We start from the raw sequence: 19,852 nt of genomic DNA on the forward strand, positions 1-19,852 counted from the left end.
GTCGACGCGGACGCCGTCACGCTCGGGGAACACCGCCTGCGTCACGAGGCCGCTCGAGGGCAGGGACCCCTTCGCCGGGTCCTCGGCGTAGACGCGGGCCTCGACGGCGAACCCGGTCGGGGTCCACGCGCGGTCGAAGACGTCGTCGTCGATGCCGGCCGCCCCGTCCCGGGCCAGGCGCAGCATGAGCTCGACGAGGTCGACGCCGAAGACCTCCTCGGTCACCGGGTGCTCGACCTGCAGCCGCGTGTTCACCTCGAGGAAGGACGCCTCCTCGCGGACCGGGTCGTAGACGAACTCGACCGTCCCCGCGCTGCGGTACCCGACGCTCTCGGCGAGCCGACGGGCGGACGCGTGCAGTTCCTCCCGGACCCGGCGGGGGAGCGCCGGGGCCGGGGCCTCCTCGATGACCTTCTGGTTGCGGCGCTGGAGCGAGCAGTCGCGGTCGCCGATCACGGCGACGCGGCCCTCGCCGTCGCCGAAGAGCTGGACCTCGACGTGGCGGGCCGGCCGGACGAGCCGTTCGAGGAAGATCCCGGCCGAGCCGAAGGCGGCCGACGCGGTGCGCTCGACGCTCGCGTACGCCTCGCGGACCTCGTCGAGCGTCGCGCATGCCTGCATGCCGATCCCGCCGCCGCCACCGGTGGCCTTGAGCATGACCGGCAGGCCGATGCGCTCCGCCTGCTGGACGGCGTCCTCGACGCTGTCCAGCAGCCCGGTGCCGGCGAGCATCGGGACGCCGGCGGCCGCGGCGAGCTCACGGGCGGTGTGCTTCGCGCCGAACCGGACGATCTGCTCGGCGGTCGGGCCGACGAAGCGGATGCCGGCGGCCTCGCACGCCGCGGCGAACTCGGTGTTCTCGGACAGGAAGCCGTAGCCCGGGTGCACGAGTCCCGCGCCGGTGTCGATCGCGGCCTGGACGACGGCGTCGATCCGCAGGTACGACTCGCGCGCCGGGGCCGGGCCGAGCCGGACGGCGACGTCGGCCTCGCGGACGTGCGGGGCGGCGCGGTCGGCGTCCGAGTAGACGGCCACGGTACGCATGCCGAGCGCCTTGGCGGAGCGGATCACGCGGCGGGCGATCTCGCCGCGGTTGGCGACGAGGACGGTGTCGGTGGAGAGCGGGGGAGTCACGGTGTCGGTCCCGGTGGGGTCGGGCGCGGCGGTCACGGCTGGACCACGATCATGCGCAGCGGGGTGCAGGAGAAGCCGTTGCACGGGTTGTTCATCTGCGGGCAGTTCGAGACGATCACCAGGACGTCCCGCTCGGCACGGACGGCGACGCGCTTGCCGGGGGCACTCATGCCGTCGACGATGCCGAGCGCCCCGTCGGCCTCGACCGGGACGTTCATGAACCAGTTGAGGTTCGACACGATGTCCCGGGCGCCGAGGCCGTGCCGTCCGGCCTCGGCGAGGAAGTTCTCGCGGCAGCCGTGCTGGAACTGCGTGTGGTGGCCGTAGCGGAGCGTGTTCGACTCCTTCGAGCACGCGCCGCCGATGGTGTCCTGCCGGTCGATCTCGTTGCCGACGACGGTCATCAGCGGGCGGCCCTCGTTCGACATGAGGACGGTGCCGGTCCGGACGTAGGCGTTGCCCTGCGCCGCGAGGGTGTCCGGAACGCTGTAGCGCTCGTCGGGGTCGTGCGCGTTGTAGACCAGGCAGTCGGCGCTCTGGTTGCCGCCGACGTCGACGATCGTGAGCACCTCGCCCGCGCGGACCACGGCGGACCACGGTGCGAGCGGGGCCACGTCGTCGTCGCGGACGACGGTGCCGGCGACGAGGGAGCCGCTCCGGTCGAGGGGGACGTCCGGCGCGTGGACCGCGCCGACCGGGACGGTGGAGGTCGTGGTGGCGATGGTCATCAGCAGCCTCGTGCTTCCGCGTAGTCGATGGAGTTCAGGTAGGCGCGGTGCAGCTCCGGCGTCGCGGTGAAGCGCTCGTCGGCAGCGGTCGTCGGGGCGCCGCGCCAGGCGTGCACGCGCAGGGGACCGACCGTGTAGCCGGGCCGGGGGTCGATCGGGTGGGCGACGTTCGCGACGAGGACGAGGAGCGGCAGTTCGGCGACGAGGGTGACGTGTCGGTCCGGTCCGGCGCTCCCCGTGGGCGTCAGCGTGCCGTCCGCCTCGACGCGGACACCCCGGAAGAACGAGACGCTCGGCGGGAGGTCCCGCTTCGACAGGCCGTGCTTCGCCGCCGCCTTCGCGAGGAGCGACCGGCCGCTCGGGCTCGGGCCCTCCGGTGCTGCGTCGCCGTACTTCCGCTCGTTCCCGGCGTCGGTGCTCGTGCCGCAGAACGCGTCGTGGTGGCCGGAGGTGTCCTCGACGATGCTCGCCAGGACCCGCCCGTCGCCGCTGAGGAGCGGGGAGCCCTGGCCGAGGTACGCCTGCCACGGGATCTTCTGCGTGTCCGCGACGTTGAGGCGCTCCCACGGTTCGAGCGCGTTGTACACGAGCACGTTCGCGCACGCGTCACCCGTCGGGTCGTCGAAGCGGATCCGCGTCCCGCGCGCGAGCACCTTGTGCGTGTACCCGCCCGGTGCCACGGTCTCGGCCCACACCAGACCGGCCGGGTCGACGCCCGCTGGGGCGAACGGCGACGACGACGCGGGCAGGTACGGCATCCAGTCGGAGGTCGCACCGCCCTGGGCGCGGGCGTCCGATCGCGAGGCGATCACGCTGTCGGTCTGGTGCAGGTCACGCACGGTGGTTCCTTCCGGTGGAGCGGGTGGAGCGGGTGGAGCGGGTGGAGCTGGCGGTGCTGGCGGTGCGGGGTCGCCGGTGGCGCCGGGGTCAGGCCTCGACGGGGGTCGGCGCGGTGTGCGGCACCTCGGCGAGGGTGATCGGCCCGTGTGCGCGGTGCCGCCACGACGACCACGCCCACCCGACGACGAGGACGCCGCCGATGAACAGCAGCGCGCTGTACTGCAGCCACCAGGAGTGTCCGGTGAGGTCGTAGATCTCCGGGCGGGGCCAGATCAGGTTGACCGCCATGCCGATCTGGAACGCGACGGCGAGGGCGTTCAGCGGGATGCCCCACCGGCCGAGCGTGAAGAGCGGCCGGCCGTCCTCGTCCACCCCGGTCGGCAGCCCGGTGCGACGGAGTCGGATGCGCTGGACGAGCAGCGGGCCCGTCACGCCGAGGTACGCCAGGTAGAGCATCGCGATGCAGAGGCTGGAGAGGGCGGTGAAGATCGCGGACTGCCCGATGTTCACCGCGAGGGCGAGCCCGGCGCCGACCCCGACGACGATCGATGCCGCGATCGGGGTGCCCGTGCGGGGCGAGACGCGGGCGAGCGTGCGGTGGAAGGGCAGCGCCTGCTCACGCGCCATCGAGAAGACCATGCGGGCACCGGCGGTCTGCACCGCCAGGGTGCACGCGAACACGGCGACCGCCACGGTGCAGAGGAGCAGCCGGCCGAACACGTCGCCGAGCGCCGAGGTGATCACCCAGGCGAGGCCCCTGCGTGGCCAGCTTGCCGTCGGTCAGGCTCGGCGCCGCGATGAGCGCACCGATGATGAGCAGGCCGCCGCCGAGACCCGACACGGTCAGGGCGCGGATGATCGTCTTCGGGGTGGTGCGCCGGGGGTTGTGCGTCTCCTCGGCGAGCTCGCCCGCCGAGTCGAAGCCGACCATGACGTACGCGGCCATGAGCGACGACGCCAGGAAGGCCCAGACGTACGGCTCGTTCGTCGGGCCGGCGTACCCCTCGGTCGTGAACACCACGGTCGGGGAGCGGTGCGGCAGCAGGAACAGCGCGACGATGAGCACGACGACGCCGACGATCTCGACGAGCACGCCGAAGCTCGTCACCCGGGCCATCAGCCGCACGCTGAGGATGTTGACGATCGTCGTCACGGCGAGCATGACCAGTCCGAGCACGACCGCGTTGGCGGCACCCGTCGGGGACGCCAGCGACGGGTCGGCACCGGCACCGCCCACGATCTGGAAACCGCTCCAGATCGCCGGGAGCACGGCCTGCACCGCGATGGCCGCCACCGCGACGGTGAGGACCTGCCCGATGATCATCGTCCAGCCGGTGAACCAGCCGAACCGCGGCCCGGCGAGCCGGCTCGACCACTGGAAGATCGCCCCGGAGATCGGCCAGCGTGCGGCGAGCTGGGCGAAGTTCAGCGCCACGAGCAGCTGGCCGCCGAAGACCAGCGGCCACGCCCAGAAGAACGCCGCGCCCCCGAGTCCGAACCCGAGCCCAAAGAGCTGGAAGACCGTGGTGAGGATGGAGACGAAGGAGAACCCGGCGGCGAAGGACGAGAACGAGCCGACCCCGCGGTGGAGTTCCTGCTCGTAGCCGAGCCGGGCGAGGCCCTGGGCATCGACGCTGGACGTGGCGCGGGGTGCGTGGAGCGGTGCTTCGGGAGAGCGCATGGCTGCAGACCTTTCGCGGAGTACCTGTCGGGTGACAGGTAGTGCGACCAGTGTCGTGCGGGGCTGTGTCGTCGTCGTTGCCCGTCTGTTTCGGGCACGTGTCGGAAGGCGCCCGCGTGTAAACGTTCGGGGTCGGCAGGTGCGGTCGACGACACCCGTGGACAAGAGGGATCCAAACCGATGTAGATTGGATCCGTCAAGTCCGCCCCGGTGAAAGGCACCTCGTGATCCAGACCGTCCTCGGCCCGGTGGTGTCGTCCGGGGTCGGCCCGGTGTCGATGCACGAGCACCTGCTCACCGATGCGAGTGCCCTGCAGCGGCCCGGTGTCGAGCAGCTCGAACCGACGCTGGCCGTCACGGCCGACCTCGCCGCGGCGCTGCGGTGGAGCCAGCTCGCACTCGCCGACAACCTGCGGCTCGACGACGTCGACCTGCTCGCCGACGAGCTGCGGACCGCCGCCGACACCGGCCTCGCCCTGGCCGTCGACCTCAGCTCGCTCGGGTTCGGACCCGACCACGCCCGGCTCCCCGACCTCGCACGGGCGAGCGGCGTCGGCATCGTCGCGGGGTACGGGGCCTACCTGCCGCGTCTGCTGCCGGACTGGTACCTCGAACTCGACACCGACGCTCGCCAGCGGCTCTTCGAGCGCGCGCTCTCCGACGCGGTCCCCGGGACCGGGTACCGCGCGGGCATCCTCGGCCTGATGGGCACCACCGCGGCCTTCGGCACTGCCGAGGGCGTCGAGGAGCGTCGGAGCCTCGCGGCGGCCGCCCGGGCTGCCGCGTCCACCGGCGCCGCCGTCGTCGTCCGGCTCGCCGCCGACGCCCGGAACGGCCTCGAGGTGCTCGCGCACGTCGTCGCCGAGGGCGTGGACCCGAGCCGGGTCGTCTTCTCGACGGTCGACGAGTTCCTCGACCTGCCCTACCTGCGCGACCTCGGGCAGGCCGGAGCGGTCCTCGAGCTGTGCTTCGGGAACGAGGGATCGCACGTCGGACGGATTCGCAACGCGAGTGACCCGCAGCGCGTCGACGCGTTCCTGGCGCTCCGGGAATCGGCGCCCGACACCCGCTGGGTCTTCGGGCACGCCACCTGGACGAAGGGGCAGCTCCGCCGGTTCGGCGGCCACGGTCTCGACCACCTGAACGCCCGGGTCGTCCCCGGGCTCCGTCTGCTCGGCGTCCCCGACGACGTGCTCACCCGCATCACGGTCGAGGAACCCGCACGGCTCCTCGACCGCCCCTGACCCCCCCACCCGAAGGACCCGCCATGAGAGACACGCTCGTCCCCCTCGCCCCGCTCGAGCCGTTCCTCGTCGACGGCACCTGGACCGCGCCGACCGGTGCCGAGGTGCTCGACGTCCTCGACCCCGCCACCGAGGAGCTGCTGACCCGGGTCCCGCAGGCCGGGCCGGTCGAGATCGACGCCGCCGTGGCCGCGGCTCGACGAGCCCACGAGGACCGCCGGTGGAGCGGGATGAATCCGCACGACCGCAGCCGGGTCCTGCACCGCGTCGCCGACCTGATCGAGGAGCGACTCGAGGAGCTCGCGGTGCTCGAGACCCGCGACAACGGCAAGCCGATCGAACGGTCCCGCGCCGACACCGCGACCTCCGCACGCGTCTTCCGCTACTACGCGGGCGCCCCGTCGCGCCTGACCGGCACGGTCGTCCCCGTCGACGGCGGCCAGCACCACGTCTACACCACCCTCGAGCCGGTCGGGGTCGCGGCGCTCATCCTGCCCTGGAACTTCCCGATCATGACCGGGGCCTTCAAGCTCGCGCCGGCGCTCGCCGCCGGGTGCACGGTCGTGGTGAAGCCCGCGGAGCAGACCCCGCTGACGATGCTCCGCGTGGCGGCGATCTGCGAGGAGGCAGGGGTCCCCGCCGGCGTCGTCAACGTGCTCACCGGTGACGGCCGGGTGGGCGCTGCGCTCACGGCGCACCCCGGCGTCGACAAGGTCTCCTTCACCGGCAGCACCGAGGTCGGCCGCAAGGTGATGACCGCCGCGAGCGCGGACTTCAAGCGCCTCACGCTCGAGCTCGGTGGCAAGAGCCCGAACATCGTCTTCGCGGACGCCGACCTCGACGCCGTCGTGGTCACCGCGATGCGGGCGTCGTTCGGTCACTCCGGCCAGATGTGCACCGCGGGCAGTCGGCTCCTGGTCCAGCGATCGGTCCTCGACGACGTCACCGACCGGCTCGTCACGGCCGTCCGCACGGTCCCGGTCGGTGACGGCCTCGACGGCGGGATCACCGTCGGGCCGCTGGTGTCCGAGGAGCAGCGGCAGCAGGTCCTCGGGTACATCGAGCAGGGCAAGGCCGAGGGTGCCACGGTCGCGGTCGGCGGCGGCGTGCCCGACCGTCCCGGCTACTACGTCGAGCCGACCCTCTTCACGGGCGTCTCGAACACCATGACCATCGCGCGCGAGGAGATCTTCGGTCCGGTCGTCGGCGTGATCCCCTTCGACGACGAGGACGAAGCCGTCGCGATCGCCAACGACCAGACCTACGGGCTCGCGGCCGGCGTCTGGACGCGCGACCTCGCCCGTGCGCACCGGATGGGGCAGCGGTTGCACGCCGGCACGGTCTGGGTGAACACCTACAACCTCTTCGACCCGGCGCTGTCGTTCGGAGGGGTCGGTGAGTCCGGCCTGGGGCGCGATCTCGGCGAGGAGGCCCTGCGCGCCTTCTGCGAACCGAAGAGCGTCGTCATCGCGCTCTGAGCACCGGCCGGCACTCCACGCTGAGCCAGAGTTCGAAGCAGGCGCTCCGTGACAGTGCGGTCGCGCCGATCGACGCGCGGCCCATCCGGCCGACGTCGGGGCCGAAGACGTCGAACAGCAGGTCGCTGGCCGCGTTCGACACCTGGTTGAGCTGCTCGAACCCGGGTGGGCAGAGGACGAAGCAGAGCCCACGGGACAGTGCGGCGACCTCGTCGAGCGAGCCGAGGGCGTACCGGATCATGCCGAGGGCGTTGACCGCCGTGTAGCGGGCGGCTTCCTGCGCCTGCTCGAGGGTGATGTCGACCCCGACCGAGCCGGGGTGCAGCATCGTGCCGTCCCGCGACTCCGGCGTCATGCCGCTCAGTTCCAGCAGGTCGCCCGTGCGGTGGAACGCGCGGAGCGAACTGCCGTAGCGGCCGCCGTACGGCGGGTTCGCGTAGTCCGGGATGTCGAGTCCGAGTTCGAGTGCGCGGGCTTCGGCGGAGTGTTCCATGGCCCCACAGTATCCGGCGGTGGCGGTAATGGATACAACCTGATTATAATGGGATCCATTCAGCGTCCGGGGGCGACGCGCACGAGGGAGGACCCGCAACATGACGATCGGTCTGGAGGACGGCACGCTCGCCGTCCCGGCAACGACGGCGATCGACGTGGCCGCCGAGCGGTCGCGCACCGCCGGCACCGCGGGACGCCACTACTTCAACGCGGCCGGAGCCGGCCTGGTCAGTGACGGCGTCCTGGAGGCCGTGGTCGCCCACCTGCGTCGGGAACAGCGGGTGGGTGGGTACGAAGCGGCCAACGCGGTCGCCGACGAGATCGCCGACGTGTACGCGTCGGCCGCCGCGCTGCTCGGCGCCGACGCCGACGAGATCGCCCTGTTCGACAGCGCGACGAGTGGTCTGCGTGGCGTCTTCGACGCCCTCCGGCTCGGGGCGGGGGACACCGTCGTCGCGCCGCGGTCGAGCTACGTGAGCCAGGCGCTCCGACTGCTCGCCATGCAGCGGCACGACGACGTCCGGCTCCTGGTCGTCCCGAGCGACGGCAGCGGCGCGATGGACCTCGAGGCACTCGACCGGGCCGTCGCCGGGGCCACCGGCCGGGTCGTGGTGAGCGCCGTGCACGTGCCGACCTCGTCCGGGCTCGTCGAGCCCGTCGCGGAGATCACCGCCGTCGCCCGTCGCCACGGGGCGCTCACGGTCGTCGACGCGACGCAGTCCGTCGGCCAGATCGACGTCGACGTCCGGACCGTCGACTGTGACGCTCTGGTCACGACCGGCCGGAAGTTCCTGCGCGGTCCGCGCGGGACGGGACTGGCCTACCTGCGCCGCGGCGTGCTCGAGGGCGTCGGCGCGTGGGCCCCCGACGTCCGCGGAGCGGTCTGGACCGGGGAAGATGAGTGGACGATGGACGGCACCGCACGGCAGCTCGAGACCTGGGAGTGCTCCGTCGCCGCGCGGCTCGGCCTCGGGGTGGCGCTGCGCGAGGCGCTCGAGCGCGGCCCCGCGGCCACCGAGACGCACCTCGTCGGCCTCGGGTCCCGCATCCGGTCGGCCCTCGACGGACTCGACGGCGTGACCGTGGCCGACCCGCCCGCCTCGCCATCGGCGATCGTCACCTTCACGGTCGACGGCGTCGCGTCGAAGGAGGTCTCCGCGCGTCTCCGACAGCGCCGCATCGACTCGATCTCGGTGCCCGCGACCCATGCGCAGTGGGACCTCGGCGCCCGCGGGCTGCCGAGCGTCGTCCGGGTGTCACCGCACGTGTACAACGACGACGAGGACGTCCGGGTCCTGCTCGACGGCGTCGCCGAGGTCGTCGCCGAGGCCCGCGCATGACCCACGTGCACGACGTCGTCGTCCTCGGGCTCGGGATCCACGGGTCCGCGGCGACCTACGAGCTCGCCCGCCGTGGCCTCGACGTCGTCGCCGTCGAACGGTTCGCCCCGGGGCACTCCCGGGGGTCGTCGCACGGTGCGACGCGGATGATCCGCCGCGCCTACCCGAACGCGGTCTGGAACGACCTGGTCGACCGCGCGTACCGCGGCTGGGGCCGGTGGGGGACCGCGGCCGGAGCGCCCTTCCTGCACCCGACGGGCGGGCTCTACGCCCACCGGGGTGCGCCGACGATGCAGGGCGGGTCGAGCCTCCCGGCCGGCCGCGCGTCGTGGCGGACACTCGCGCCGTCGCTGCGTCCCCCCGAGACGTACGGTGCCGTCCACGATCCGGACGCCGGCGTCGTCGAGGCGGCACGCGCGCTCGCCTTCGCGCAGTCCGCCGCCGCGGCGGCGGGCGCCGACCTGCGGTTCGGCGAGACCGTGCTCGACCGGCGGGTCGACGGCGGCGTCGTCACCGTCCGGACCGATCGCGGCAGCATCCGCGCACGCCGGCTCGTGCTGGCCGGGGGTGCGTGGGCGTCACGGCTCGTGCCCGGGGCCGCGACGTTCTTCGAGGTCTGGCGCATCGTCACGCTCACCGTGCCCACCGGTCAGGCGCTCGCGCAGCCGCCGGCGCTCGGCTGCTTCTCCGTGGACCTGCCCGAGGGGCTCGTCTTCGGGCTGCCCGAGGCCGCCGGGTCCGGTGCCAAGATCGGCATCGACGCCGGTCCGGTCTGGGACCCGGACGTGCCCGTCGCGCCACCGACCGACGAAGAGACCGCCCACCTGGCCGGGCTGTTCGAGCGGTTCGTCCCGGGGATCGACACGACCGGCGGGGAGGCCGTCGCCTGCCTCTACACGATGACACCCGACAAGCGCTTCGTCGTCGGTGCGCTGCCGGACGAGCCCGAGGTCGTCGTCGCAGCCGCCTGTTCCGGGCACGGCTTCAAGTTCGGCCCCGCGATCGGTGAGGCCGTCGCCGACCTCGTCGAGGGGGTCGCACGTCCGGACCTCGACTTCCTCAGCCCCGCACGGATGGTGACCACCGCATGACCGAACCCGCCGCCCCCGTGTCCCGCCGGGTCGCCGTCGCCGCACCGCACCCGGCGGCACTCGACGCCGCAGCCGAGGCCGTCCGGGCGGGCGGCGACGCGATCGACGCCGCGCTGGCCGCCGCCGCCGCGCTGACCGTCGTGTACCCGCACCAGTGCAGCATCGGCGGCGACCTCGTCGCCCTGGTCCGACGACCAGGACGCGACGTCACGGCGGTCGTCTCCGCCGGAGCGGCTCCGAGCGGGATCGACGTCGCGGCGCTCGCGCAGCAGGAACGCATGCCCCGGCAGGGTGCGCAGACCGTCACGGTGCCCGGTGTCGTCGCAGGGTGGCGGGCGATCGACGCACTCGGCGGGCGCCTCGGACTCCGTCCGCCGCTCCTCCGCGCCGCGCGGCTCGCCGCCGAGGGAGCCCCGGTCTCCGCCGGGCTCGCCCGAGCGATCGCGCTCCGCGAGGACGAGATCCGCGCGGACGCCGGGATGACCGCCGTCTTCGCGGACGAGGGCGGCGGGCTGCTCGGCGCCGGAGACCGCCTCGTGCAGCCCGCGCTCGCCGACACCCTCGCCGAACTGGCCGCGGACCCCGGCGCGATGTACCGCGGCCGGATCGCCCGGTCGATCACGACCCGACTGCGGGAACTCGGCGGCGCGCACACCGAGGAGGACTTCGGTGCACACGAGGCCGAGCTCGCCGAACCCGAGCAGGCCCTCGTCGCCGGGGTCCGGTGGTGGGTCGCGCCACCGCCCACCCAGGGAGTCGTGCTGCTCGGCATCCTGCCGGAGGCGCTCGCGACCGATGCCGACGCCACCGACCGCACGGCGGACCTCGTCGACGCCGTGCACCGCGCGGCCCTCGTGCGGCAGGCCGAGCTCGGCGACCCCCGCGGCGGACCGATCGACGTCGACGCGATGACCGACCCGCGCGGCACCGGTCGGACGGGTGCGCTGCCCCGGGCCGGGCGTGCCCTCGGCGACACGGTCGCGGTCACCGCGGCGGACACCGACGGCACCGTGGTCACCCTCATCCAGAGCGTCTACCAGCTGTTCGGCTCGGGCATCCTCGACCCGGGCACGGGCGTCGTCCTGCACAACCGCGGCTCGGCGTTCAGCACCGACCCCGCCCACCCGGGGCACGTCGGCCCCGGCCTGCGACCGCCGCACACCCTGCTGCCGGTGATCGCCGAGGCCGACGGTCTCGTCGTCGGCCTCGGCTGCCAGGGCGGCAGTGCGCAACCGTGGATCCTCGCGCAGGTCGCCCGTGACCTCGTCGACGTCGAGGTCGACCCGGTCGCCGTACTCGGACGCCCGCGCTTCGTCGTGGGTGCGCGCGACCTGGGGCACGAGGAGATGACCCTCGTCGCCGAACCCGGCACGGACGACGCGGTCGCCGCCGCCACCGCGCTCGGGCTCCCCGTCGCGCGGACCGCCGGCCCGGTCGACGAGGCCGGGCACGTGCAGACCGTCCGACTCCACGCCGACGGCCACCTCGACGCCGCGAGCGACCCCCGTGCGGACGGCCGTGCCGTCGTCCTCCACACCGACTGACCCCCCCGATCCACCCGAGAAGGAAGCCCATGAGCAGCACCGCCCACGTCCTCGATCCGCTCACCTCCGCCGAGATCGCCTCCTTCGTCGCCGCGGTCCGCGGGTCCGGCCGGATCGGCGCACGACCGCGCTTCTGGGGGATCGCCCTCGACGAGGAGAAGGCCCGGGGGACCGCAGCGGGCGGGGCCCGTCCGGTCCGGCTCGTCGTGATGGACCCGGACGCGCACGCCGCCTGGGAGGTCCGGGGGTGGACGGCCGGGCCGGACTCGCCCGCGATCGTCGAGCTGTGGACCGACGTCGACCACCGTCGCCCGGGCGTCTCGAGCGACGAGGCCCGGCTCATCGCGCAGGCCGCGCGGAAGTCCCCGCTCATCGTCGAGGCGCTCGCGAAACGCGGCATCACCGACACGTCGCTCGTCTGGGTCGACCCGGAGTCGATCACCGGCTTCGTCCCGGGAGGACCTCGCCGACCGCCGCCTGAGCTGGGGCACCGTCTGGTACCGCGAGTTCCCCGAGGACAACGGCTACGCCAGGCCCGTCGCCGGGCTCGTCCCGATCCTCGACCTGGACTCGCTCGAGGTCGTCCGCATCGAGGACCACGGGGTCGTCCCGATGGCGAGCGAGACCGGCGTCTACACCTCCGGCACCTGGGGTCCCGACCGCGAGGTCTCGGCGCTCGACATCGTGCAGGCGGACGGCCCCGGCTTCGCGATCGACGGGCACGAGGTCCGCTGGCAGAACTGGACGTTCCGCGTCGGGTTCTCCCACCGCGAGGGGCTCGTGCTGCACGACCTGCGCTACCGCGACGGCGAGGTCGAGCGCCCGGTGCTGCACCGCGCGGCGGTCAACGAGATGTACGTCCCGTACCTCGACAGCGACCCGACGGCGTACCGGAAGAACTTCTTCGACTGGGGCGAGTACGGCGCCGGTCCGCTCACCGCGAGCCTCGAGCTCGGCTGCGACTGCCTCGGCGAGATCCGCTACTTCGACGTCGACTACCTCGACGGCCACGGCGAACCGCAGACCATCGTCAACGGCATCTGCCTGCACGAGGAGGACGACTCGATCCTCTGGAAGCACGTGAACACCCGCACCGGCAGCGCCGAGGTCCGGCGCAGCCGCCGGCTCGTCGTCTCGAGTTTCGCGACGGTCGCGAACTACGACTACGGCTTCTACTGGTCCCTGTACCAGGACGGATCCGTCGAGCTCGAGGTGAAGCTGACGGGCATCATGTCCGTGTCCGGCATCGCCGACGGCGAGACCCCGCGGTCCGGCCGGATGGTGGCGCCGAACGTCCAGGCACCGACCCACCAGCACTACTTCGCCGTCCGCCTCGACACCGCGGTCGACGGGCCGTTGAACCGGCTGGTCGAGGTGCACGCCGAGCCGGAGCCCGACGAGGCCCTGAACCCCTACGGCAACGCCTGCATCGCGGTCGAGACCCCCATCGCCTCCGAGGCAGCAGGCGCCCGGACGACCGACCCCGCCCGAGCACTGCACTGGCGCATCGAGAGCGAGTCGGCCGAGAACCGGTTCGGCGAGAGCACCGCCTACCGCCTCGCGATCAAGGACACCGCGCAGCTGCACGTCCTGCCCGGCAGCATCGTCGAGCGGAAGGCGCCGTTCGTGGCGAAGCACCTGTGGGCCAGCGCGTTCGACCCCGAGCAGCGCTTCATCGCCGGCGAGTACCCGAACCAGGGCGAACTCGGCGACGACGGCGTGCACGTCTGGCAGCGGGCCGACCGATCGCTGGAGAACGAGCGACTCGTGCTCTGGCCGGTCCTCGGGGTGCACCACTTCCCGCGGCCGGAGCAGTGGCCGATCATGCCCGTCGACCGGATCGGCTTCCGGCTCGAACCCGACGGCTTCTTCGACCGCAACCCCGCGCTCGACGTCCCGCCGTCGGCGACCGACCACTGCGCACCGGGCACCGGCCACGACCACGGCGGCCACGCCGGCCACGACACCCACGCCGCGCACGACGGTCGCGTCCACGCCGAGCAGCAGCACGACCACGACGGCGGGCGATGATGACCCACGCCACCGACCATGCACCGGACCGCGCGACGGACGGGTCCGCCGAACACCTCGCCGACTGGTCGGCCGTCCGGCTGGCCGAGGCCGTCGCCGCCCGCGAGGTCTCGGCGGTCGAGGTGATGCGCGCCCACCTGGAGCGCATCGAGGAGCGCAACCCGCGCCTCCGGGCCGTCGTCTCGCAGCAACCGGACTCGGTCTCGCTCGCCGCGGCCGAGGACGCCGACCGCGCGACCGCCGAGGCCCGCGCGGCGGGCGACCCGCTGCCGCTCCTGCACGGCCTGCCCACCGCGGTGAAGGACCTGATGGACGTCGCCGGCCTGCCGACGACGAACGGGTCGGCCGCGTTCGCGGACGCACCGCCCGCCGCGCACGACAGCGTCCTGGCGACGCTGCTCCGCGACGCCGGTGCGATCATCATCGGCAAGACGAACACGCCGGAGATGGGACAGGGCGTCCTGACCTTCAACCCGGTGTTCGGCACGACCGTGAACCCCTGGGACACGGCGCGGCACGCCGGCGGGTCCAGCGGCGGTGCCGCGGCTGCCCTGGCCGCTCGGATGCTGCCGATCGCCGACGGCTCGGACAGCGGCGGGAGCCTGCGGTACCCGGCCGCCTTCTGCAACGTGGTCGGCGTCCGCCCCAGCCCCGGTCGCGTGCCGAGCGGGCGCACCGGCAACGCGTGGACGCCGCACGGGGTCACCGGGCCGATGGCGCGCGACTCCGCCGACGCCGCACGGTTCATGGACGCCCTCGCGGTCGAGCGGTCGGTCTGGCCGATGTCCGCCATGACCCGGCACCCGGTGCGTCCGGTCGAGGTCGACGGCCTCCGGATCGCCTGGAGCGACGACGCCGGAGGGCTGCCGATCGATCCGGCGATCCGGGCCGTGCACCGGGCGTTCGGCGAGCAGCTCGCGGGGCTCGGAGCGGTGGTCGAGGCCGCGGAGCCCGACTTCGCCGGCGCCGACGAGGCCTGGGAGACCATCGAGACGTTCGAGTTCTTCCTCGGCGGTCGGCACGCGGTCGACGCCGGCGCGAACGGGTTCCGTCCCGACTACGTCCGGAACGTCGAGCAGGGACGTGCCACGACGGCGACCCAGCTCGCCGACGCCTACGAGCGACGGACGCGGCTGTACCGCGACACGGCTGCGGTCCTCGACCGGCACGACGTGCTGGTCCTGCCGGCGACGCCGGTCGTCGCTCCGCCCGCGGACGACGAGTGGGTCGACACCGTCGACGGGCACCGCTTCGAGCGCTACTTCACGTGGCAGATGCTCGCGAACCGCCTCACCCTGACGGCGCACCCGGTCGTGGTGACGTCGGCCGGGTTCACCGCGGAGGGGCTGCCCGTCGGGGTGCAGGTCGTCGGGCGGTACGGTCGCGAGGCGCAGCTGCTCGCGGTGACACGCGCGATCGAGGAGGCGACCGGCTGGATCCGGCGGGCGCCGGCCCGGTAGCCGTCGGGGCGGTCCACCGCTCGGGAGGCGCGGCTCGGCCCCGGCACGTCGGCTCCGGCCCGGATCCGGCCTGGGTCCGGGCCTGAGCTGGCGCGGACCGGCCGGGCCGTCAGCCCGTGAAGACCGTGGACGAGCGGCGCTCGTACCAGTGCGCCAGGTGCTCGCCGGCGCGCAGGACGTGGTCGCGCATGAGCCCGGCCGCCCGCTCGTGGTCGCTGCCGACGAACGCCTCGATCAGCTCCTCGTGCTCGCGGAAGTTCTCCTCGCGGTGCCGGGAGTTCTCGCGGAGGACGAGGGCGGAGACGTTCCGGGGGAAGGCGTCGTTGATCTCGACGAGCATGCGGGTGAGGCGGGTGTTCCCCGAGGCCTGGTAGATCAGCCCGTGGAACTGGTCGTTGTCGACGCCCTCGCGCTGCTTCGGCTGCTCGCCCTCGGCCGCCGCGAGGGAGCGCTCGTACATCGCCTGGTTCACCGATCGCAGCTGACCGATCGTGGCGTCGTCGAGCCGGTCCACGGCGCGACGGGCCGCCAGTGCCTCGAGCTCGGCGCGGACCTCGTACGCTTCGCGGACCTCCCACGGCACGGGGACACGCACGACGGCACCGCGGTTCGGGACGACCTCGATGAGCCCTCCGGTCTGCAGCTGCCGCAGGGCTTCCCGGACGGGCGTCCGACTGATGCCGAACTGCGCGGCGAGGTCCGCCTGGCGCAGGGGTGCGCCGATCGGGATCTCGCCGGACATGATCTTCGTGCGGATGCGGGCGGCGAGGTCGTCGACGAGTGCGTTGCCGTCGGTGGTGGTCACGTCGTGGTCTCCTCGGTGCGTCGTCGCAGCGAGCCCCCGCTGCGGATCCAATCCTGCCAGGTGGTGGATCCCGTTGCCGTATCCGACTCGCCCGTGATTGGATCCAATCATGACCGTGCTGATCGTCGTCACCCTCGCGGGCTCCCTGGTCGCCCTCGTGCTGGGAGTGGCAGGGCGCCGACGCGCGGGGTGGTCGGTGCTCGTGGGCGAGACGGTGATGCTCGCGGCCATGGCGGACGTCCACGTCCCCACCCTGGGGTTCGTCCCCGCGCCGTTCTGGGCGGTCCTGCTCGGCGGGTGCGCCCTGGTGACCGCGCTGCTCGATCGTCTCCGTCGTCCGCACCGCCCGCAGGGCGACCACCTGCACGCGCTCGGCATGCTGCTCGGCGCTGCGTTCGTGCTGTTGGGGGCCGTGCACGCTGGCGACAGCGCGGGTCACCGGCACGGTACGGTGCTGCTCCTGCCGATCGCCGTCGCGGTGGCGGTGCACGTCGGCGCCGTGGCCTGGGGTGTCGCACGTCGCCCCCCGGCGCGCGTCGAGTCGGCGCGCCGCATCGCGTCGCTCGTCGGGGTGCTCGCGATGGGCGCGATGACCGCCGTGCACTGACCCGCCTGTGGTCGTGACACGACCCTGTCCGTCGGCCCGCGCCTCCTGGCCGATCGATCGCTACCAAATTGGATCCAATTCTGGCAGTATCGGATGTCATGTGGGGCGCCCGGTCCCCGCGAGCAGCCGACGAGGAGACGCCCAGGATGATCATCGACGCCTACAACACCACGCAGGACCGCCGTGGCCGGAGCGACTACCTCAGCGGGGTCCGGCCCGGTGAGGAACCGCCCGCGTACACGCCGTTCGACGCGAACCGGATCCTCGACCGCATGGACGCGGCCGGCGTCGACCGCGCGATGGTGTGCTCACTCGCGCAGGGCATCGAGAACGACTTCCTGATGGACCTCGTCGCCGCGCACCCGGACCGGCTGTTCGGCTTCGGTCAGGTCATGCCGCAGTGGGAGCACGCGACCGACGAGATCCGCCGCTTCGCCGACGGCGGCCTCGTCGGGCTGAAGCTGCACCCGAGCCTGCACGGGTACCACGTCGCGGACCACGGGCTGCTCGACCCGCTGTTCGAGGTCTGTGCCGAGCTCGGCCTCCCCGTGCTCATCAACGCCCTCGACGACGCGTTCTGCGCGCCCTTCGCGATCGAGGAGATCGCGAAGGGCTTCCCGACGGTGCCGACGATCATCGCGCACATGGGCGCGGTCTGGAACGTGCCGGAGGCGATCATCGTGGCCGAACGGAACCCGCACGTGTACCTCGAGACGTCGGCCACGCTGATGTCCGACGTCAAGCGCGCGTACGCCCGTCTCGGAGCGGAGAAGATCCTGCTCGGGTCGGAGTGGCCGGGCAGCGACTTCGACCTCGAGCGCATGAAGATCGCGAAGGCGATCCCCGACGAGGCAGACCGGGCACTGGTCGAGGGCGGCAACATGGCCCGGATCCTGGGCTGGTCGTGAACCCCACGGCGGCGTCGGGTCCGTCCGAGCGCCCGGTCCTCGACGGTCCGCCGCCCGGGATGGCGCAGGCCGACCGGGAGCTCCTCGAGGTCGCGACGGCGCTGCTCGACCGTCGGTACCGTGCGGGCGTGCACGAGGTCGCGGCGGCACTGCGGCTGGCGGACGGCACCGTCGTCACGGGCCTGCACGTCGAAGCGTCGGCGGGCCGGGCGTCGGTCTGCGCCGAGTCGGCGGCCCTGAGCGCAGCGGTCGTCGCGGGCTCCGCGGTCGAGTCGGTCGTCGGCGTCCTCCGTCGCCCGGCCGGCACTCTGCACCTCATCGAGCCGTGCGGCGTCTGTGCCGAACTCCTCGGCGACCACGCACCGGACGCGCGGGTGTGGGTCGCGGTCGGCGACGGGTTCGCCCCGGTCGGCGTCGCGGAGCTGCTGCCGTTCCGACGGCGCCGAGCGGCGCGGAGCGTGTCGGACCCCACGAGCGGCGTCGACTCCACGACACCTGAGGTTTAACGCCGCTGAAACACCCCCGACCCGTGCCGTGTCGGAAGCCGTCGGAGACTGGCGGCGACGGCGCGCACCGGTCCCCACCCGAGTGCACGATCCGTCGTGGAAGGAACCACCGCATGCTCGCCGTCCCCGGGAACCCCGTCCTGATCGTCGTCGACGTCCAGGGCGGCCCCCCCCTTCGACGATGCCCACACCGGGCATCCCCGTCATGAACGGTCGCGCGGAAGGCGCGCCCCGCGTCCGCGACCTCATCGAGCACTGTCGGGCAACGGGTGTGCCGGTCGTGTTCATCCAGGAGGTCCACAAGCCGGACCTCGTCGACATCGGCCGCGAGCTCGACGGTGCCGAAGGGCCGCACTGCATCGAGGGCGACGAGCAGACCGAACTCGCCTCGTGGATCGACCCCCGACCGGAGGAGTTCGTGATCCGCAAGCGTCGGTACTCGGCGTTCTTCGGGACGGAGCTCGAGATCGTGCTCAAGGCCTACCGTGCCGGCACGGTGCTGCTCGTCGGTGGCCTGACGGACGTGTGCATCCACTACACCGCGGCCGACGCGCACCAGCACGACTACGCGGTGCGGGTGCTCACCGACTGCGTCGCCGGCTCCAGCGAGCGTGCGCACGGACGCGCTGCCCCCGCGCCCCGGCGTGACGCGGTCGCCGATCGCCACGAGGAGTCCGGCGAGCGGGCCGAGCACGATGCGGACGCCCCGGACGAGCCCACCGGTCGTGGCGATGAGGCGTTCGGCGTGTGCACGCCCGACGCTGCGGGGACTCGACCCGACCAGCACGAACGACACCGCGGTCATGATGGCAGCCGCCACGATGAGGGCGACCCCCCACGTTGTGAACACCATCACGAGCGCGATCGTGACGAAGACCGCCGCCGCGGTCTCCGCCAGCACGCGGAAGAAGTTGAGCGCGTTGACGTGCGCGCCGACGTCGTCGCCGATCGCCTCGATCGCGCGTCGGTGCCCGCTCTCGCGGGCGATCTCGTCGAGGTCGCCCCCGGGACAGCACGGACAGCGCTGCGTCGGACGCGGCGAGCAGGCCGCCGACGACGACCAGCACGAACGCGACCGTCAGCATGCCGACGACGAGCAGCATCAGCTCACCGCCCTCGGCGCTGGGCGGCGAACGCCGTGAGGATCTCGCCCTGCAGCCCGAACATCTCGGCCTTCTCCTCGGGTTCGGCGTGGTCGAACCCGAGCAGGTGCAGGATGCCGTGGCACGTCAGCAGGAGCATCTCGTCGGTGCTCGAGTGCCCAGCGGTCTTCGCCTGTTCCTCGGCCACCTGCGGGCAGAGCACGATGTCGCCGAGCAGGCCCGCCGGGGTCGGCTCGTCCTCGGTGCCGGGGCGGAGCTCGTCCATCGGGAAGCTCAGCACGTCGGTCGGGCCGGGCTCGTCCATCCACCGGACGTGCAGCTGCTCCATCGCGCCCTCGTCGACGAGCACGATCGCGAGCTCCGCGTCGGCATGGACGTGGAGCGCGTCGAGCGCGAAGGCGGCGAGGCGCTGGATGGCGGCCTCGTCGACCTCGACGCCGGACTCGTTGTTGAGCTCGATGCTCACCGGTTCCCTCCTCGGGGGTCGTTCTGGGGGTACGGGGAGCGCTGGCGGTCCTGCGGCGGACGCCCCCGTCGCTCGGCGCGGTTGGCACCGGCGGGGTTCGGCGTGGCCGCGCTGCCCCGGCCGCCTGGGCGGTACCCGGACTGCTCGGCGAGGCGTTCCTCGTCGTAGACGGTGTAGGCGTCGACGATCCGGCCGACGAGCGTGTGCCGGACGACGTCCTCGCTGCCGAGGCGGGCGAAGTGGATGTCGTCGACCTCGCCGAGGATGCGCGTCACGAGCCGGAGCCCGGACAGGTTGCCCGGCAGGTCGACCTGGGTGATGTCGCCCGTGACGACCATCTTCGACCCGAACCCGAGCCGCGTCAGGAACATCTTCATCTGCTCGGGCGGGG

General features: G+C 73.1%; 17 protein-coding genes and 4 pseudogenes. 12 read left to right on the plus strand and 9 right to left on the minus strand.

Going from position 1 to position 19,852, the window contains the following annotated elements; translation table 11 throughout:
* The 4 genes and pseudogenes from I5E_RS14690 to I5E_RS21890 form a co-directional block, all read right to left on the minus strand.
* The coding region (locus I5E_RS14690) for an ATP-binding protein (protein ID WP_031262829.1) at positions 1–1,170 on the minus strand (1,170 nt) is incomplete at its 3' end.
* On the minus strand, positions 1,167–1,862 hold the full coding sequence (locus I5E_RS14695) for an urea amidolyase associated protein UAAP2 (RefSeq protein WP_022907653.1): 696 nt from the start codon (positions 1,860–1,862) through the stop codon (positions 1,167–1,169). The genes I5E_RS14695 and I5E_RS14690, both read right to left, overlap by 4 nt.
* Positions 1,862–2,701, minus strand: coding sequence for an urea amidolyase associated protein UAAP1 (locus tag I5E_RS14700; RefSeq protein WP_022907654.1), 840 nt, complete (start codon positions 2,699–2,701; stop codon positions 1,862–1,864). Before I5E_RS14700 ends, I5E_RS14695 begins: the two co-directional genes overlap by 1 nt.
* An 88-nt stretch (positions 2,702–2,789) precedes the next feature.
* A pseudogene (locus tag I5E_RS21890) lies at positions 2,790–4,383 on the minus strand (amino acid permease).
* 224 nt (positions 4,384–4,607) lie between these two features.
* Here I5E_RS21890 and I5E_RS14710 point away from each other — a divergent pair.
* The gene (locus I5E_RS14710) at positions 4,608–5,627 is read left to right on the plus strand and encodes a phosphotriesterase (protein WP_022907655.1); all 1,020 of its coding nucleotides are present in this window, start codon (positions 4,608–4,610) and stop codon (positions 5,625–5,627) included.
* Between the two features lie 23 nt (positions 5,628–5,650).
* Entirely contained in the window at positions 5,651–7,105 is a 1,455-nt protein-coding gene (locus tag I5E_RS14715) for an aldehyde dehydrogenase family protein (RefSeq protein WP_022907656.1), read from the plus strand.
* Here I5E_RS14715 and I5E_RS14720 read toward each other — a convergent pair.
* On the minus strand, positions 7,092–7,598 hold the full coding sequence (locus I5E_RS14720; RefSeq protein WP_022907657.1) for a RidA family protein: 507 nt from the start codon (positions 7,596–7,598) through the stop codon (positions 7,092–7,094). The genes I5E_RS14715 and I5E_RS14720 overlap by 14 nt on opposite strands.
* 100 nt (positions 7,599–7,698) lie before the next feature.
* Here I5E_RS14720 and I5E_RS14725 point away from each other — a divergent pair, with 100 nt between their 5' ends.
* The 5 genes and pseudogenes from I5E_RS14725 to I5E_RS14745 all read left to right on the plus strand — a co-directional run bounded on the left by I5E_RS14725 (position 7,699) and on the right by I5E_RS14745 (position 15,066).
* Positions 7,699–8,940, plus strand: a complete 1,242-nt coding sequence (locus tag I5E_RS14725) for an aminotransferase class V-fold PLP-dependent enzyme (RefSeq protein ID WP_031262832.1) — start codon at positions 7,699–7,701, stop codon at positions 8,938–8,940.
* Entirely contained in the window at positions 8,937–10,031 is a 1,095-nt protein-coding gene (locus tag I5E_RS14730) for an FAD-dependent oxidoreductase (protein ID WP_049973525.1), read from the plus strand. Before I5E_RS14725 ends, I5E_RS14730 begins: the two co-directional genes overlap by 4 nt.
* On the plus strand, positions 10,028–11,575 hold the full coding sequence (locus I5E_RS14735; RefSeq protein ID WP_022907658.1) for a gamma-glutamyltransferase: 1,548 nt from the start codon (positions 10,028–10,030) through the stop codon (positions 11,573–11,575). The genes I5E_RS14730 and I5E_RS14735 overlap by 4 nt, the downstream gene beginning before the upstream one ends.
* Before the next feature lie 462 nt (positions 11,576–12,037).
* Positions 12,038–13,606, plus strand: a pseudogene (locus tag I5E_RS21895) (primary-amine oxidase); the annotation flags it as partial.
* Positions 13,603–15,066 (plus strand): amidase, encoded by a 1,464-nt coding sequence (locus I5E_RS14745; protein WP_222836473.1) that lies wholly within the window; start codon positions 13,603–13,605, stop codon positions 15,064–15,066. The pseudogene I5E_RS21895 and the gene I5E_RS14745, both read left to right, overlap by 4 nt.
* Positions 15,067–15,175: 109 nt before the next feature.
* Here I5E_RS14745 and I5E_RS14750 read toward each other — a convergent pair whose 3' ends face one another.
* Complete coding sequence (locus I5E_RS14750; RefSeq protein ID WP_022907660.1) at positions 15,176–15,871, minus strand: GntR family transcriptional regulator; 696 nt, start codon at positions 15,869–15,871, stop codon at positions 15,176–15,178.
* Positions 15,872–15,980: 109 nt separating this feature from the next.
* Between I5E_RS14750 and I5E_RS14755 the strand changes: the two genes are divergently transcribed.
* The 4 genes and pseudogenes from I5E_RS14755 to I5E_RS27040 form a co-directional block, all read left to right on the plus strand.
* Positions 15,981–16,478, plus strand: a complete 498-nt coding sequence (locus I5E_RS14755) for a hypothetical protein (RefSeq protein ID WP_022907661.1) — start codon at positions 15,981–15,983, stop codon at positions 16,476–16,478.
* A gap of 146 nt (positions 16,479–16,624) precedes the next feature.
* Positions 16,625–17,386 (plus strand): amidohydrolase family protein, encoded by a 762-nt coding sequence (locus I5E_RS14760; RefSeq protein ID WP_022907662.1) that lies wholly within the window; start codon positions 16,625–16,627, stop codon positions 17,384–17,386.
* Positions 17,383–17,892 carry a cytidine deaminase gene (locus tag I5E_RS21900; RefSeq protein ID WP_022907663.1) on the plus strand — a complete coding sequence of 170 codons (510 nt, stop codon included), beginning with the start codon at positions 17,383–17,385 and terminating at the stop codon, positions 17,890–17,892. The genes I5E_RS14760 and I5E_RS21900 overlap by 4 nt, the downstream gene beginning before the upstream one ends.
* A gap of 205 nt (positions 17,893–18,097) precedes the next feature.
* Positions 18,098–18,454, plus strand: a pseudogene (locus I5E_RS27040) (cysteine hydrolase family protein); the annotation flags it as partial.
* A 126-nt stretch (positions 18,455–18,580) separates the two neighbouring features.
* Here I5E_RS27040 and I5E_RS27045 read toward each other — a convergent pair.
* Positions 18,581–18,850 (minus strand): annotated as a pseudogene (locus I5E_RS27045) (hemolysin family protein); the annotation flags it as partial.
* Here I5E_RS27045 and I5E_RS26525 point away from each other — a divergent pair.
* Positions 18,735–19,034 (plus strand): hypothetical protein, encoded by a 300-nt coding sequence (locus I5E_RS26525; RefSeq protein WP_083857989.1) that lies wholly within the window; start codon positions 18,735–18,737, stop codon positions 19,032–19,034. The pseudogene I5E_RS27045 and the gene I5E_RS26525 overlap by 116 nt on opposite strands.
* On the opposite strand, the gene ybeY is transcribed toward I5E_RS26525, so the two are convergent.
* Together ybeY and I5E_RS14780 are read right to left on the minus strand one after the other, a co-directional pair.
* Positions 19,000–19,461, minus strand: coding sequence for an rRNA maturation RNase YbeY (ybeY, locus tag I5E_RS14775; protein WP_022907665.1), 462 nt, complete (start codon positions 19,459–19,461; stop codon positions 19,000–19,002). The genes I5E_RS26525 and ybeY overlap by 35 nt on opposite strands.
* A partial coding sequence (locus tag I5E_RS14780) for a PhoH family protein (protein ID WP_148286986.1) occupies positions 19,458–19,852 on the minus strand: 395 nt, incomplete at its 5' end. The genes ybeY and I5E_RS14780, both read right to left, overlap by 4 nt.

This window comes from Curtobacterium sp. B18 (genome assembly GCF_000333375.1).
Lineage (GTDB): Bacteria > Actinomycetota > Actinomycetes > Actinomycetales > Microbacteriaceae > Curtobacterium.